General features: G+C 36.3%; 18 protein-coding genes. 4 read left to right on the top strand and 14 right to left on the bottom strand.

Annotated elements, in window-relative coordinates; all coding sequences use genetic code 11:
• Positions 1-31: 31 nt before the first annotated feature.
• From EKM68_RS06935 to EKM68_RS06925, 3 genes are all read right to left on the bottom strand, one after another.
• A complete protein-coding gene (locus EKM68_RS06935; RefSeq protein ID WP_125589180.1) occupies positions 32-1198 on the bottom strand; it encodes a PH domain-containing protein in 1167 nt (388 codons plus the stop codon).
• A complete protein-coding gene (locus tag EKM68_RS06930) occupies positions 1188-1673 on the bottom strand; it encodes a PH domain-containing protein (RefSeq protein ID WP_125589178.1) in 486 nt (161 codons plus the stop codon). The genes EKM68_RS06935 and EKM68_RS06930 overlap by 11 nt, the downstream gene beginning before the upstream one ends.
• Positions 1674-1761: 88 nt before the next feature.
• Positions 1762-2871 carry an SLC13 family permease gene (locus EKM68_RS06925; RefSeq protein ID WP_125589176.1) on the bottom strand — a complete coding sequence of 370 codons (1110 nt, stop codon included), beginning with the start codon at positions 2869-2871 and terminating at the stop codon, positions 1762-1764.
• 201 nt (positions 2872-3072) lie between these two features.
• On the opposite strand from EKM68_RS06925, the gene EKM68_RS13550 reads away from it, so the two are divergent.
• Entirely contained in the window at positions 3073-3225 is a 153-nt protein-coding gene (locus tag EKM68_RS13550; protein WP_164509377.1) for a DUF6095 family protein, read from the top strand.
• Between the two features lie 77 nt (positions 3226-3302).
• Positions 3303-3497, top strand: coding sequence for a hypothetical protein (locus EKM68_RS06920; RefSeq protein WP_125589174.1), 195 nt, complete (start codon positions 3303-3305; stop codon positions 3495-3497).
• A 63-nt stretch (positions 3498-3560) separates the two neighbouring features.
• On the opposite strand, the gene EKM68_RS06915 is transcribed toward EKM68_RS06920, so the two are convergent.
• Complete coding sequence (locus EKM68_RS06915; protein ID WP_125589172.1) at positions 3561-5147, bottom strand: Nramp family divalent metal transporter; 1587 nt, start codon at positions 5145-5147, stop codon at positions 3561-3563.
• 38 nt (positions 5148-5185) lie between these two features.
• On the bottom strand, positions 5186-5626 hold the full coding sequence (locus EKM68_RS06910; RefSeq protein WP_125589169.1) for a universal stress protein: 441 nt from the start codon (positions 5624-5626) through the stop codon (positions 5186-5188).
• Between the two features lie 352 nt (positions 5627-5978).
• On the opposite strand from EKM68_RS06910, the gene EKM68_RS06905 reads away from it, so the two are divergent.
• Complete coding sequence (locus tag EKM68_RS06905) at positions 5979-6668, top strand: metal-dependent transcriptional regulator (RefSeq protein WP_125589167.1); 690 nt, start codon at positions 5979-5981, stop codon at positions 6666-6668.
• Here the strand turns inward: EKM68_RS06905 and EKM68_RS06900 are convergent.
• The gene (locus tag EKM68_RS06900) at positions 6650-7558 is read right to left on the bottom strand and encodes an ROK family protein (protein WP_125589165.1); all 909 of its coding nucleotides are present in this window, start codon (positions 7556-7558) and stop codon (positions 6650-6652) included. The genes EKM68_RS06905 and EKM68_RS06900 overlap by 19 nt on opposite strands.
• Before the next feature lie 140 nt (positions 7559-7698).
• Between EKM68_RS06900 and EKM68_RS06895 the strand changes: the two genes are divergently transcribed.
• On the top strand, positions 7699-8466 hold the full coding sequence (locus tag EKM68_RS06895) for a biotin--[acetyl-CoA-carboxylase] ligase (protein WP_164509376.1): 768 nt from the start codon (positions 7699-7701) through the stop codon (positions 8464-8466).
• Here EKM68_RS06895 and EKM68_RS06890 read toward each other — a convergent pair.
• The 8 genes from EKM68_RS06890 to sdaAA all read right to left on the bottom strand — a co-directional run bounded on the left by EKM68_RS06890 (position 8458) and on the right by sdaAA (position 16145).
• Positions 8458-9684 carry an NRAMP family divalent metal transporter gene (locus EKM68_RS06890; protein ID WP_125589161.1) on the bottom strand — a complete coding sequence of 409 codons (1227 nt, stop codon included), beginning with the start codon at positions 9682-9684 and terminating at the stop codon, positions 8458-8460. The two genes, EKM68_RS06895 and EKM68_RS06890, sit on opposite strands and share 9 nt — an antisense overlap.
• A 31-nt stretch (positions 9685-9715) precedes the next feature.
• Entirely contained in the window at positions 9716-10465 is a 750-nt protein-coding gene (locus tag EKM68_RS06885; protein ID WP_125589159.1) for a LamB/YcsF family protein, read from the bottom strand.
• 19 nt (positions 10466-10484) lie between these two features.
• A complete protein-coding gene (locus EKM68_RS06880) occupies positions 10485-11792 on the bottom strand; it encodes an acetyl-CoA carboxylase biotin carboxylase subunit (protein ID WP_125589157.1) in 1308 nt (435 codons plus the stop codon).
• Positions 11793-11803: 11 nt separating this feature from the next.
• Positions 11804-12211 (bottom strand): acetyl-CoA carboxylase biotin carboxyl carrier protein, encoded by a 408-nt coding sequence (locus tag EKM68_RS06875; protein ID WP_125589155.1) that lies wholly within the window; start codon positions 12209-12211, stop codon positions 11804-11806.
• 15 nt (positions 12212-12226) lie between these two features.
• On the bottom strand, positions 12227-13243 hold the full coding sequence (locus EKM68_RS06870) for a 5-oxoprolinase subunit C family protein (protein ID WP_125589153.1): 1017 nt from the start codon (positions 13241-13243) through the stop codon (positions 12227-12229).
• Positions 13236-13970, bottom strand: a complete 735-nt coding sequence (gene pxpB, locus EKM68_RS06865; protein WP_125589151.1) for a 5-oxoprolinase subunit PxpB — start codon at positions 13968-13970, stop codon at positions 13236-13238. Before pxpB ends, EKM68_RS06870 begins: the two co-directional genes overlap by 8 nt.
• Positions 13971-14554: 584 nt before the next feature.
• Positions 14555-15112, bottom strand: coding sequence for a ClbS/DfsB family four-helix bundle protein (locus tag EKM68_RS06860; protein WP_225422975.1), 558 nt, complete (start codon positions 15110-15112; stop codon positions 14555-14557).
• A 157-nt stretch (positions 15113-15269) separates the two neighbouring features.
• Entirely contained in the window at positions 15270-16145 is an 876-nt protein-coding gene (gene sdaAA / locus EKM68_RS06855) for an L-serine ammonia-lyase, iron-sulfur-dependent, subunit alpha (protein ID WP_125589149.1), read from the bottom strand.
• Between the last annotated feature and the right edge of the window lie 8 nt (positions 16146-16153).

Here is a 16153-nt window from a genome sequence, read left to right as displayed (position 1 = left end):
TTCATTGATTTAGATGATTAACTATACCAATTTATAAGAATAGGTCGATACTGTTGCACTTGATTTGACAATTTGGGTCTGTAATCAAGCTAAAAACAAGTGCATTACGCAAATCATAATAATAAGTCTTTGCCGCCGCAGGTTCCACTCTCAATTCATCCACTGGAATGTGTGGAAAAAACTTTCTCAAAAAATCATTCAGCTTAACCGTTTCAATTACTGGCATAACAATAATATCTTTTTCTGTTTCTTCTTTTTTGGAATTAGAAATAATTACCAACTTGACTGATGCAATATGTAGCATTCTTCTCAATAAAGTTTGTTTGACTACAACTGCCTGAATCCTGTTCTTAGACAAACTAGTTTTTTTTGTCTTAAAAAATCCATATTGCATTTCAAATTGATTATCAGTCTTATCCAGATGAAAGTGATAATACTTGGCAATCAGAACAAATACCGAAACCAAATAAAAGAGCAGCAATACTATCAGCAGTCCACCGACTACTAACAACCATCCTAAATGTACAAATTCATTAGCAGCTTCTTCGTATAATTGCTTACTGATCGAATGCTGGATCTTCCCATAGAACGCTAGAACCACTAACAATCCTGATAAAAATGCTGGTGAAGTCAGAGAGAATTTTAGTAATTCATGCCAAGTTATCGAATATGATTCTGTTACCTTGCTGATAGACGCTTGTTCCAATGAGGTTTTATCAAAAAAAGTTTCCTGTGAAACATTTTTTGTAACTTCTTCTGAATTAAATTTTTGTTGATAACGATTTAGTTCGTCCTTAAGTTCCACAGGAACTGCAACCAAGCTCACTTCTGGACCTTCAGAATGCCCAGCCGTCTCTATTTCTAGTTCTTCTAGCTTGAATGGCTTCAAAAAGAACCATTGATTTGCCGTTACATTCTGAATTCGATCATACGGGATATGATTAACTTTTTTTACAAACACACCGTTTTTAATTAATATTTCATTATCAAAAAATTGATAACTGAATGTAAAATATTTAATAACGTCTCCCGTGACAATCAATATTATTATTGTCAATAGACCCAAAAGTGACCAGATCTTAGACTGATTATAAAAAGCAAACACATACACAATCGCCGGAACGATCCAATTCTTAATATCCTTGTACAAGAAAAACAACATTGCCACTGGATGTAGCCTTTTCGGATCAGATATCATTCTTCGCCTCCTGAGCCAGCTTCATGATTGTTTCCTTCAACTGATCAGCTTGTTCCGAATCAATCCCGTCAATTTCACTCTTACCTGCTGCAGTCACAATAACGATCTTCTGCAAGTTTTTCCATCGCAAGATTGGGCCTTGCTTAAGAGTGACATTTTGTACTCTAGCAATTGGAATAATTATTTGCTTCCTGAAAAAATATCCACTATGCAATTGAACTTGTCGATCATCAATATAATATGTCCAGAAATTCCATAAATACACGACATAAAAAAAGCTGGCAATCAAACACATTGACCCAATTGCAATAACAATTCCTTCTCCTATATTGAAATAATTACTAGTATCATTCGGTATAACTAACTTGATCAAACTAACAGCTTGAACAACTATCAAGAAGATAATAAATTCAATTACTGCGTGAATTCGCCAAATAGTCTTAATGCTCTTAGGCAATTTTTCTACTTTGTCCATACATCCCCATCCCTCTATGATATTTCTTTTGAGTATATCAAAGGTACCGAAACAAAAAAAGAACCTCACACAATGTGTGAAGCTCTGTCTAAAGTCCAAAATCAATTAAGAAATATCCGATTGTTCCAATTATCAACAACATTGAGAAATTAATAATACTGAACCACATTAGATACTTACCAGGATGTTCTTTGAAGAAGAATCTATATTGTTTAAAGGCCAATAAATTAGCCAGTGAGGCCACTACTGAACCTAGTCCACCGATATTGGTACCCAAAAATACCGCATGAACATAAGTAGTAAATTTAGAAATCAAAATAGTCGATGGGACATTACTGATAAATTGACTAGTAATAATTGAGGTTAAATATGTGCTTCCCTTTGTCTGAATAAAGTTATGCAAATGATTAACGATTGCCGGATCACGATTAAGATTACCAACTGCAATAAAAAAGCACATAAAAATAAGTACAATTGAATAATCGACCGATTCCAGAATATGAGGATTAATAAAAATCACTAGTAACAAAGCAGCAATCAATGAACCCCACATAGGAATAACTTTGAAAATTCCCAAGAAAATAATAACTGTAACAAAAGCTGTCAAAGTCAGACTAGGAATATTTAATTCGACTGTTGGTAGTTTACTCAATTCCACTTTGTCTTTGGCAAAAAATCTTGTTACTAAGAAAATTGCTAGAAAGTTAACAATTGTAATCGGTGCAGACATTGTAAAAAATTGAGCTATTCCTAAGTTATAATGTGTCAATAGGAACAAATTATGTGTATTACCGAAAGGAGTAAAGATACTACCTAAATTAGCTGCCATAGCAATTACTATGACAGGAAATACTGGATTTACTTTTAAATGTTTAGAAAGTTGGTAATATAAAGGTACCAACGTCAAAATAGTAACATCATTAGTTAGGAACATCGCTCCGAAAAACGATATACTTGCTAGTATGAGCATCATTTGCCGGGTAGTTTTTGCCTTATGTGTTAAATACGCCGCATAATACTTTAAAAAATCTAAATAATCATAAATTTGAATTATGATCATCATTGATAATATGGAAGCTAATGTCTTCCAATTAATATCCATTAACTGCGGTGGACTTATAAAGATGGAAGTGAGGATTGCTGCTGCCCCAGCAATCCACAAAACCTTATCTGAAAAAACTCGTTTTAATACAGCCATTTACGTTTCCCCTAAAAAAGAAATATCCTCATTAATATAAGTATAAGGATATTTCGTGAAATGAAAAAGATAATTATGGAAATTTGCTATTTTAATTTTGGCTTCTTAAATTTTTAAAAATATTTTGTTACAAAAAGCCTTATACATTTTAACTTAGATATAATTAAAATGAAAGACTACCAAAATCCAGGAGATGATAATATGCAAATATTTTTCGCTATTTTAGTATTTATAATCGGTATCGCAGTCGCTACAATATCATTCAAAGCTAAGAAAGAATCAATGTATTATCTACTATTATCAGTCGGAACAGCAGTTTTCTTTTTTGGAATCTTTTTGATATTCCCTAAATAAAAATATTTTTCTTCCCTCCTTAAAACGTTTTCTGTTATAATTCTTTTACTAAAAAATTTTAAGGGGGACGACGTCTAATGATCTTAAAAAGAACATCTATTTTGCTATTGGTATCAATGATACTGACTATTTTGGAAATGACAGTAAATCCAGGATTTCATCTTGGTAGAATTTTCTTGGTCATATCAAGCATTTTATTAGTCGCCGCTGCTTTGTGGTTTGTAAAAGACAATTATCAAGTCACTCCAAAAGCAGAAAAAATTAAAAAATAACAATAAAAAGGCTCAGATTGCGAATTTGCAATCTGAACCTTTTTGATTTATTTCAAACGTGTTCTATTCTTCATCAGCAAGTTTTGATTTAGCCACTTGTTCTTTAAGTCTCTTATTACCATGTTGTAAATCAGTTACCGTCCAAACTAACAATGCCAAGACAGCAAATATTAAAATATAAGCAATGATTTTAGACACAGTCGTATCAGATGACGATGGATTATTTCCAAAGAATGCCAACACTTGGTCTGGCAAACTGATCAGGTTCAATATTGTCAAACCTACAACTGAGAACCAACCTAACGCCTTGATCCACCCACTGTTCTTAAATCTATGTCCCATCTCATCTTCACTATCTGTCATCATCAATAATGGCAACATTGAAAATGGTAAGGCGAAAGCTAAGAAAACCTGTGAATTATTCATTAAATTATTCAAAGCAGTGTGTTCATCAATTGCGCTCTTACCGCTAGTCAACATAACACAAATCAAAACAGGAATAACTGAGATCAAACGTGTTACTAATCTTCTTAACCACAGAGGCATCTTCATGTGGACGAAACCTTCCATTATAACTTGACCAGTTAATGTACCAGTGATAGTTGAGTTTTGACCAGATGCCAGTAAGGCAACAGCAAACAATGTTGAAAGAATACCTGATTTAGCAACGCCAATCAAAATATTATTGCTCATTGTCGAAGTATCTGATAATGCTTCATACAATCCAAAGAATGAAGGATCTTTAACTGAACCAGTCTTAAATACCGCAACACCCATGATCAATAGCAATGCATTAACAAAGAATGCAGCTGTTAATTGAATATTTGAATCCCAAGCTGAGAATCTAACATTTTGAGCAACTGATTCCTCATCATTGTGATCAACCTTACGTGTTTGAGAAATAGCTGAATGGAGGTACAAATTATGAGGCATAACAGTTGCACCAATGATACCTAAAGCACCACTCAATGGTGTCATACCGGCAACCTTTTCGCTAGAAGAGAATGTTCTAGCGGTTGGTATCAAGCCCTTAATAACTCCACCCCAATCAGGGTCAGACAATGCGACTTGATAAACAAATACGAATAAAATAACTAAAATCAAGCAAACAACGATTGCTTCGATTTTTCTAAAACCAATTTTCGTTAATAATAGCAATACTAAAACATCCAAGACAGTAATGAATACTGCAATTACTAATGGAATGTGAAACAACAAGTACAATGCGATGGCAGCACCGATAACTTCGGCTATATCTGTCGCCATGATCGCAAACTCTGTTAAAATCCATAAAACAATTCCTAATGCCTTACTCGTTCTGGCTCTAATGGCTTGCGCCAAGTCCATACTGCTTACAATTCCTAGTTTAGCAGCCATATATTGTAATAACATGGCAATTAAACTAGAAATTAGAATAACTGACATTAGTAAATATTGAAAATTTTGACCACCAGTAATTGATGTTGACCAATTACCTGGATCCATATAACCAACCGCAACTAGCGCACCTGGTCCTGAATAAGCTAATAATGTCTTAATAAATCCCTTATCCTTTGGTACCGAAACCGTACCATTGATCTCTTCTAGTGAAGGACCATTCGCATATTGGATAAGTTTATGCTTGCGTGGAGTCTCATTTTCCTTTGCCATAAATTAATCTCCTTAATCCTAAATAACATATTTAATTTTCAACGAACAATCATTATAGATATCGGTGAATACTTTGCCATATAAGCTGCTTGTGAGCCAAAGTATTTGCGTAGTCCTCGTTTTGATAATGAACCGATAACCAACAAATCAGCTTCTGAACTGGGAATAACTTTTTTAACAATAGTTTCACCCGGATCCCCTTCGGCTACGATAGCCTCGACCTTCTTCACACCAGCATGCAATGCTACATCACGATACTCTAATATGTGTTGATCGAGCTCTTCTCTTTCACCATGGACATAATCTTTAGTTAAAGCTTGATAGACGTTCATTTCATCATTCTCCAAAATTGAAGTAATGATCAATGTAGAACCATCCTTGATACAACGTCTCATTGCATAACGAAATGCAAGTTGAGCATCATCAGAATCATCTACACCTACTAAAACTCTTTTAAAACTATTTTTAGTTTCTGACACTCTTACCACTCCTTTCTACGACCCTTATTCTATCCCAAATTAACTATCTGTAAAGATTTTTTTAGGAGTGGCTAATAAAAGAATCACATTTTTTAATTAAAAACGAATTTTAGAAAGCGGTAACTTGCTTAATATAATAGTCATTTCATTTTTAATATCAGTTCCTGAAAAAAGTTATGAAAACTTTTACCATCAGGATATTCATTGATATCATAATAATAAAAAAGCTCATTTTATACAAAATAATTTATTTTCTTAAATATTTAAGTTAGCTTAGCCTAATTTTAAAGTTGACATAATCTATAAATAAAAATATGCTTAGGTTATTAAAAATATATTCTGGTGATTAATAATGAGTGATTTGAATTTTTTGAAATTAATATATGAATTGGGTGGTTCCTTACACAACGTCAGTAATGGAGATATTGCAAAAAAAGCACATCTTAGTAATGCCTCGGTCACCGAGCGAACTAAAAGTATAGCTGAGAATACTGGTCTATTATCATATACAAAATACTACGGATCTAGATTAACCGAAAAAGGCATCTTACTAATCAATCCTTACATTCAACAGCAACGACTAATTGAAGTTTGGCTAGTTAACGATCTTGATTTCTCATTAGAGGAAGCACATAAGGAATCTGACATTCTCACCAATAAAATCAATACACAATTTATTGATCGTTTAAATGACCGATTGAATTATCCAAAATTTTGTCCACACGGAAATATCATTCCTAATAACTCACAAATGATTACTGATAATCAGCTAACCTTAGTTGATAACCTAGTATTAGATCAAAAATACATAGTCAAAAGTTTTGCTGAAGACAGCTATATATTCAGTATTCTGGAAACTATCGATATTAAATTGCAAGACACGGTTCAATTATTGAGTGTAGCAGAGGATAATATCATAATCTTTAATTTAAGAACTGATACCAAACAACTGTTGCCCAAAACATTAGGAATCAATTCGCGTAGAAAAAAAGAGTTCAGCCATTGTAGACTGAACTCTAATAATTACGATTTTATTTCTTGAATCAATTGATAAACTGCGCCAATCATTTTGGCGTCACCACTGGCCAACTTTGCAGCAACCAAGTTAGGAACACTCATCGATGCGATACTATTGCGTGATTTCTGAATCCTAACTACTTCCTGATTTAATTTCTCCATAAACTTTTCGTTTTTGGTAATACTGCCGCTGAGTACCACTGCCTCAGGATCAAACGCCATATTGAGATTGATTATTTCCTTAGCTAAACTATGACAATAGCTCTTAAGAACATCCCCAGCCAATGGTTCACCACCATTAGCACGATTAATGACCATTTCCGGACTAGTAGCACCATAATCAGTATACTGATTATAACGACGCAACAATCCGAGGACCGGTGCGCCACGATAATTCAAAGACCCCATTTCAGTATCAATATCATCTTCATCTGTTAGCATCCAGCCAAACTCACCAGCTCGAGAATGCGAGCCATGATATATTTTATCATTAATAATAATTGCTCCACCAGCACCAACATCTAACAACAAACCAACATAATCATGATAATCCTTTGCTACTCCCAGCCACTTCTCGGCAATTGCTACAGCATTAGCGTTGTTCTCAATATAAACTGGCAACTCAGTCTTCTCTTCCAAAATATCCTTCAGATTAACATCATACAATGGCTTAACAATGCCAGCGGTAGTCAATAACCCATTATCCTGAACTATCCCTGAAACACTAACGGCAACACCTTCAAATTCTCCAGCCTTCTGATCTAAGTCAAATAATGCATTTTGAAGGTTTACCAATACCTCTTCTTTTTCACCTGTCGCAGACAATTCACTCCGATTTGATAAATTCCCAAATTCATCGACTCTGGCGTACTTTATTGATTTACCACCTAAGTCGACTCCAATATACCCACTCATAATTTCTCCAGCTTATCTTAAATTAATAACATATAGGGTTATTATACCAGTTATACCAATTGGATATTTGGGTCTGTTGTGTCATGCTGCCCTCAATTCACAAAATTAATAATGATAAACTAATATTAAGAGGAATTAATATGACAAATAAACCTTTAAATAAATCAGAAATTCAAGCACGATTGAATACTCCAATCAAGATTTTAAAATTCAATAAAATTGATTCCACCAATACTTTTTCTAAAGAATATATAGTCGAACATCATAATGGGATTACAGCTGTGATTGCGGAAACTCAAACTAACGGCTATGGACGTTTTCAACGGGAGTTCTATTCGCCTCAAAATACGGGGATTTATCTGAGTATCATAATTCATACCGATAAAGTCATTCCTGGTCTACTAACCACCATGACAGGACTGGCCATTGTTAAAGCTTTGAAAAAAAGTTTTCATAAAGCTGATTTAAAACTCAAGTGGATCAACGATATCCTCCTCAATGGTAAAAAAATCGGTGGTATCCTAGCGGAAAACATCCCTGATGACAACAAAAATAATTTGATTATCGGTATCGGCATAAATTTAAATACGATCGAATTTCCCAATGAATTAAAAAAAATTGTAGGGTCAATCTCTGATGACCCTACAATAGATAGAAACAAAATAATTGCTGATATTTTAAATTGTTTTTTTGAACAATTCAAAACTTATCAGACTGGTGATTTTTTACCTGAATATTGTGATCTCTGTGACACATTAAACAGAACTGTCAGGATTACCAATGGCAAGCAAAAAATCATCGGACAAGCCATTGATATTGCAACTGACGGATCATTAGTTTTGCTCGATAATAAAAAACTCCGCCACGTTATTAACAGTGGCGAAGTCACAAAAGTATATTTAGAATAACTTAATCAAAGTTTCAACACTAGCAAAGGTCATAAATGCTACTACGATCCAACCAGTTACTGTCAAAATCATTGGGTGATGATAATCTCCGATGATTTTTTGTTTATAAGCGGCTAACAATAAAATAGCCAAAGATATCGGTAAGATAAAACCATTAATAGCTCCAACAACGACTAGTACTTTGGCTGGATTACCAACAAAGTAAAAAATTGTTGCTGAAATAATAATAAATGCCATAACGAAAACCCGATTGTACTTGGCCATTTTATTAGCAGCTCTTTCACTACGAGTGTAATTCAAGAATGAGATTGAAGTAAATGTTGATCCTAAAGTCGAAGTCATTCCGGCAGCGAATAATAAAATACCAAAGAATTTATAACCAAAGTTCCCAGCAGCATACTTAAAAATGGAAGCAGCAGGGTTGGTTGGATCAAGTTTGTATCCCGTAGTTACAACAGCTAATCCAGCTAAAAATAATAATACACGAATAAAGGAAGCTACGGTAATACCGGTAATAGCACCTTCATTAACATATTTCAGTTCTTTTTCACCTTTCAGACCGCCTTCAATCAATCTATGACCACCAGAAAACGAAATATATCCACCAACGGTTCCACCAACAATAGTAACGATTGAATAGAAGTCAATATGTGACGGTGCGAACGTGTGTGTCACGGCAGTTTGATAAGGCACTGCCATAACAAAAATTATATAAATTAAAATAGCAATTTTTACAACCGCCAACAATTGTACGGTTCGATCCATAACAGTCATTGCATTCTTAGCAACAAAAATTGCAATGGCAATACATGCCGCTATCACTGCTCCATTTTCAGCAGAAATACCGAATAGAACATTCAGACCTAGTCCTGCACCACCTATATTACCAATATTGAACAGTAGACCACCGGCGGCAACTAGAAATGAGAGAACATAGCCCAAACCTGGAAAAATTTCATTAGCGATGACTTGAGCTCGTTTCCCACTAACGACAATAATTCTCCAAACGTTCATTTGAACGATAAAATCGACAATTATACACAGTAAAATTGCAAATCCAAAATCAGCTCCCATTTGTCCAGTAAAGGTCGCTGTTTGAGTTAAGAATCCAGGTCCAACGGCTGCCATAGCCATCAAGAAGGCTGCCCCCATGGCAATACTTCTTGGGGAACGAGTGGTAGTTAATTTATCATCTACAATTTCTTCTTTATTTTTCATAAGCTCTTTCCCCACACTTATTATTTAAATTTTAAAACGTCTTAATTTCAATCCCCGCGTTATTCAAACCAACGTGTAATTCCTTAACAATGTCTAATGCCGCCTGATTGTCACCATGAACACAGATGGAATCTGGTTTTAGAGGTATCTTAGTCCCATCCAAAGCAATGATTTCTTGATCATTGACCATTGAAGATACACGCTTGGCAACCTCTTTAGGATCCTTAATGACCGCATTTGGTAAACTTCTGCTTACTAGTGTTCCATCAGCATTATAGTTACGATCTCCAAAGGCTTCTTGTGCATACGGTAAACCAATTTCCTGGGCTGCCTTAATCAACTCACTATTAGCCAATCCATAGATAGGTAACTTTGGATCCACTTCATATATCCCCTGACAAATAGCTACAGCAAGCTCATGATCGATAACAGCAGCGTTATACAACGCACCATGTGGTTTAACATGATGCAATTTTTTATTATTAGTGAATGCTTGCAATGCACCGACTTGATAAGTCACCATATGTTGAACTTGATCAGGTTTCATATCCAACTTGCGGCGACCAAATCCCTGAAGATCTGGAAATCCTGGATGTGCGCCAATTCCAACGCCAGCGGCTTCAGCCAACTTAACAGTCGTTGCCATAACGTCTGGATCACCTGCATGATAGCCACAGGCTATATTGACTGAGCTAACTAATGGAATGATTTCTGAATCTCTTCCCAAACTGTACCTTCCAAAAGATTCACCCAAATCGCTGTTTAAATCTATCTTTGCCATTTATCATTACCTTCTTAATTTATTGTGTTAACTTATCTAACCATCCGATATCTGTGTGATTAATCAAATAATCGGGCTCCTGAAGAACTTGTGTTAAGAAGTCCAAATTGGTGTTGATTCCACCAATGACTGTTTCATCCAATGCACCTGCCATCTGCTTAATCGCACTTTCTCGATCATGACCGAATGAAATTATCTTAGCAATCATAGAATCATAGTTAGGTGGAACCGAATAGCCTTGATACAGGGCGCTATCAGTTCTTATACCATGTCCATCAGGTAAATGTAAGGCTGTCACTTTACCAGCGGTCTTAGCATTGATCCGACATTCTAAAGCAAAGTTGTGTCGTGAAATTTCTGCAAACGGGATCGGTTCTCCTTGAGCAATTTTTATCTGCAGATCAACCAAGTCGACATCAGTGGTTAATTCCGTTACCGGATGCTCAACTTGAACTCGAGTGTTCATTTCCATGAAGTAAAACTGTTCCGGCCCATCATACAAGAATTCCATAGTACCTAAGCCCTCATAGTGAATATCCTTGGCAGCTTTGACTGAAACATTAAACATCTGTTGACGAGTAACTTCGTCCAACGTGCTAGCTGGTGCCTCTTCTATTACCTTCTGGTGACGTTGCTGCAAGCTGCAATCACGCTCACCGATAGCAATAGCATTGCCAAATTGATCAGCCGCAATTTGAACCTCAATGTGTCGAGGATGTGGTAAATATTTTTCAAGATACATATGATTATCACCAAAGTCATTTTTGGACTCTGCCTGTGCAAGATCAAATTGATTTTGAAAGTCTGAATCAGATTCAATGACACGCATCCCTTTGCCTCCACCACCAGAGCTGGCTTTTAGCATAACTGGATAACCAATTTGTTCGGCTGCCTCCTGGGCTGCTGTATAAGTCGTAAAATCTGATTTACTACCAGGAATTACTGGTACACCTGCTTTGATCATCGTCTTACGTGCTGCTGCTTTTTCTCCCATGATCGAAATAACTTTGGAACTTGGACCAATGAACTTGATCCCTTGTTCCTCACATAATTTTGCAAAATTAGCGTTCTCTGACAAAAAACCATAACCGGGATGAATTGCATCCGCATGTGTTATTTGTGCTGCCGCAATGATACTCCGTTGATTCAAGTAACTATCTTCCGGATTGGGACCACCAATACAAACTGCTTCATCTGCCATAGCCACATGCATTGCTGAAGCATCCGCAGTTGAATAGACAGCTACGCTCCAGATGTTCAGTACTTTGCATGCTCGAATAATACGAACAGCAATCTCACCACGGTTCGCAATCAATATTTTTTTCAACTGTCACACCCTCAATCTTTCAGCGTAAATAACGGCTGATCATATTCGACTGTGTCACCATTTGAGACTAGTATTTTGTCGATCGTACCGTCTACTTCTGATTTAACTTCATTCATCATTTTCATAGCTTCAATGATGCCGATCAGTTGACCGGCCTTTACTTTATCCCCGGCTTTTACTAAAGGCGCTTTATCCGGTTGTTCTGAGGCGTAGAATGTTCCAACAAAAGGAGCATTGATTGAATTATTTGGAGTTTCACTGGACTGCTTTGTGGAAGATTGCTGTTCGACGACTTTCTCTGAAGCAACTGTGAGGTTTTTGTCCAAAACCACATGTCCTTGATCATCTTCAACTTCTAAATGACTCAAGTTTGCTTCCTGCATCATCTTAACCAACTTTTCAACTCTACTTAAATCCATCTCAATATTCTCCTTTTACAAATTATTTTTGATCAATCGTTCAATCTTAATTGAGTTTCTTCTTAGTGGACCAATTGGTTCCACATATCGACCCTGATACCATTTTTCATAATTATCATTTAATATTTTTTGATGTGCCACCAATGCATTCATCGCCGTCTCCATATCAACCTCAATAAAATGAAAATCCTTATTGATCTTCATTTGGACCAACTTACTCCAATCAGCCTTGATGACCGTCCCAATAACTGGATAACCACCAGTTGTCTGTCGATCTGCTAACAAAATGATTGGACTGCCGTCACGGGTAATCTGGATATTTCCGAAAACCGTTCCTTCAGATAACAAACTCTTACTTGGGACTGGCAAAGGATTCCCATTCAAACGATAGCCCATACGATCCATTTGCTCAGACACGTGATAACTCTGTTGAGTAAATTGTTTTTGTGCCTCATCCGAAAACATCTGCCAATGCGGTCCCTTAACAAATCGAATGAAATTAGAAGTTTCAACGTCCCAATTAATTTTTCGTGACTGTAAGCTTTGCATGATAACACTGTCACGAATTGGCAAATTGTCACCGGCTATTAATGCTCGTCCTTGAATACCACCCATTTGCGTACGTAGTGTAGTTGAACGACTATCCAATATCGGTTGAGTGACCACTCCGCCGTTAGAAAAGGCGATATAACCATAATTACCAGTTTCCATTGGTCCACATTCCAAAACTGATCCTGCATCAACTTGAATAGCTCGATTTTTTAAAATTCTTTGCCCATTTAATTTGGCGTGCATCTGACCACCAGTTAAAGCAATGAAAGAATCACATTCAAATTTCAACGTTGGTCCCGTCATAACAAATTCCAACGACGCATCGTTTTTATGATTATTGACTAATAAGTTGGCGAGTTGATATTCAAATTTATCCATCGCTCCGGATTCTGGAAAACCTTCGATTTGATGACGTGCTCGTCCCAAATCTTGAATCGTAGTCGAAAGACCTGGTTTGATAACTTTAACGATATTAGTCATTGGTATTGCCACCTTCCGTTATGGTCTTCAGCGTATAGTCTCCTGCCCGATCTCGTTTTTGAATCTCGTAATACTCTGCCTTAGAGATAGCTTTGAAACGAACATAATCACCAGATCTATATTTCAAAACGGGATTATTTCGATCATACAATTGAATAGGCGTTCGACCGATCAAACGCCATCCACCCGGAGATTCGACTGGATACATACCTGTTTGAGCTCCGGCGATGCCAACACTACCAGGAGCAATCGACTTGCGTGGAACCTTCAATCTTGGCATCGCAATTTGTTCGGGAACTGATCCCATATATGCAAATCCGGGTAAAAAACCCATCATAAAAATAAAATAGTCTGTCCCGGTGTGCAATTTGATTAATTTCTCAACGCTAACAGAAGCAAATTCTGCGACATCTTCGAGATCCGGACCAAATTCCTCATCGTAACAGACTGGTAATTCAACAATTTTTTTGACTGACATATCTTCGCCACTTGACGATGCAATCAGCGAATCTATCTGACCTTCTAATAATTTAAAACTAGTCAAATCGTAATCAAAATTAACTGTTAAAGTGTGATATGCGGGAATAACGCCTGTGACCCCGGCCGTTTCTTCTTCAATTAGCTTCTGGGATACCTGCTGGACTAACTTGTTCTCTTCAACATTGATCTGCTCGGGAAAAACAACTTCCAAAGCCTGTTCATTAATTTGAAAATAAGAATAATCCATTAGTTTGTCCTCCACATTATTAGAAATAAATTAAATTAATTGTAATAGTATTTTGTGAATCATTCAATGATAATTTGAATTTTTGTTTCTTTTTTCAGACGTTAATCCTGTCATATCAATCTTAACAAGATATAAATAAAATTATAGTTATCAACTAATTATTAACAATTTTGTAATAATGAAGCTCTTTTCTATTAGAAAACATGATAACAAAAAAGCTTTGATACAACCAAAATAATTATATTTGGTTATATCAAAGCTACTATAAAAGATTGATCTACTTATTGATAAAATAATAATGTTGCCTTGCCTCTCCGCAACGGATTGGAGGTTTCATTAATGTTCATTCATATCCTCGCCCCACTTGTGGTTTCACTAGTTTCAATTTGGTTTACTGAATGGTTAAAGAGTAAACACCACAAGAAACATTAGGCAATTTTAGCTCACGAAAAAATACCCCTGACGGGTGTGACCGTCAGGGGTATTTGTGTGGTTTCATTTAAAACATTCATATTCTCTACGGTTAGAGTATATCACGTACAGATCAGAATGTCCTAATTAGTTATTTGATATTTGAATCTTTACTATACTCTCTGTCTCAGGTTAAAGTTTTTCCACTTCTTAACCTGACGGCTATAGTTAGTAAAAGGTGAAATAGCATTAATTCTGATCCATTTTGATACGGGCCACATTGCCTTAGTTGTTGCCCATTTTCTTTCTCCGGGTTTGAATAGTTCATCTTGAGACATTTGATTGATCCAATCAATTAATTCCTCAACTACTCGTTTCAATTCTTCTTTTTCATTGTCCAAGCCTTGGGCACCATATTTGACATTAAAATCATCGTACAGTTGTCTAATCTGATCCCATTTATAGCCTGGAGTTGGTGTTGTGATGTCTTGGCCGCCCTCTTCGGCCTTTTCCCACGATAAAATCATGTGAATCCAACCAACTTGATATGAAAGCATCTCACGCGGTGTCTTTTCTACTTGTTCGATTCTCTCATCTGCGACATTATCCGTAATACCTTCATATTGATCAATGAATTGGTGATAACTCTTTCTAATTTGGTCTATTAATTCTGATGAATTCTTATATACCTGCATACATTCGCTACCCTTCATTGATTTTAAAGATTCCACACGGGACCTCTCCAATATCTATTATAGACGCTTTCTTGTCACAACTGTTGTAAAAGGCTTAATAATTAATCTTATTCTAATAATTAAAATAATTTTATGCTTATTAATCACTGTAAACACAAAAAAAGAAGCTACCGAGGCAGCTTCAAATCTTTCATTATTTTTTATCGTCACCGAAAATTTCTTTTTTCAATCTCAAAGCTGTTGGTGATACAGCAAGTCCACCTTCAGCTGTTTCCTTAAACATTGATGGCAATTGTTGACCAACACGGTGCATTGTCTCAACAACCTCATCTACGGGAATAACATTCTTAACTCCAGCCAATGCCATATCGGCTGAAATCATTGCCTGTGAAGATCCCAAAGCATTACGTTTGACACACGGAATTTCTACTAGTCCAGCAACAGGATCACAAATCAATCCCATCAGATTCTGTAATGTCATGGCAATCGCATATCCAGCTTGCTCCGTTGTACCACCTTTAGCAATAACTAGAGATGCAGCTGCCATCGCACTAGCAGAACCCACTTCAGCCTGACAACCACCTTCAGCACCAGCAATTGATGAATTATTGGCAATTGCCAATCCAAAGGCACCAGCTGTAAACAAGAAGTTAACTTGGTCCTCATGTGACATATCTAATCTGTCTCTAACTGCCATTAAAACTCCGGCCAAGACGCCAGCACTACCAGCGGTTGGTGTGGCACAGATCAAGCCCATCTTTGCATTAACTTCATTAACTGCCACAGCATTTCTAGCAGCTTCAAGAATGGGCTGTCCACTCAAAAAATCACCTTTTGCAATATATTCATCCATTTTTTTAGCATCCCCGCCAGTCAAGCCCGTAACTGACTTAACTCCAGCAATACCTTCTTTAACAGACCCTTCCATTGCCTCAAGGTTACGTTCCATTAGGGCAAAAATCTGTTCACGTGTCCGACTAGTATTTTCCATCTCAGTTACGATCATTAATTCCGCAACTGATGAATAATCCTGACTCTGTTTGATTAAATCACTAACTGTATAGAACATAAGCTTCT

This window comes from Companilactobacillus jidongensis (genome assembly GCF_003946575.1).
Taxonomy (GTDB): Bacteria; Bacillota; Bacilli; order Lactobacillales; family Lactobacillaceae; genus Companilactobacillus; species Companilactobacillus jidongensis.
The sequence above is the reverse complement of the archived record's forward strand: the minus strand, read 5'-3'. Positions and strand labels throughout refer to the sequence as shown.